Below are 276 nucleotides of genomic sequence, written 5' to 3'. Positions count from 1 at the left end.
AGTGGTTCTCATCCGGATTGAGCAGCAGCCAAATGTAATTGTCGGTGAAAGCCCTCAACTCGAGGACTTCCATGCCGCCTGTTTTTTGCGCCGTCATGCTGCCTTGGCCTTGAGAGCTTCGGCAATATAGTCGGCTTGGCGAATGGCCAGGCTCACGATTGTCAGCGTCGGGTTCTCCGCGCCACTGGTAGTGAACTGGCTCCCGTCTGAGATGAACAGGTTTGGCACCTCGTGGCACTGTCCGTGTTTATTGCAGACACCATCCGCCTCTTTGAG

Annotated in this window: 1 protein-coding gene; it reads right to left on the bottom strand. The window is 55.4% G+C overall.

All coding sequences use genetic code 11. From position 1 onward, the window contains the following. Positions 1 to 93: 93 nt before the first annotated feature. On the bottom strand, positions 94 to 276 hold a 183-nt coding region (locus tag AC3XQU_RS23815; RefSeq protein ID WP_489876603.1), incomplete at its 5' end, for a GMC oxidoreductase.

This window comes from Telluria sp. AZSoR62 (assembly GCF_058111565.1).
The sequence above is the reverse complement of the archived record's forward strand: the minus strand, read 5'-3'. Positions and strand labels throughout refer to the sequence as shown.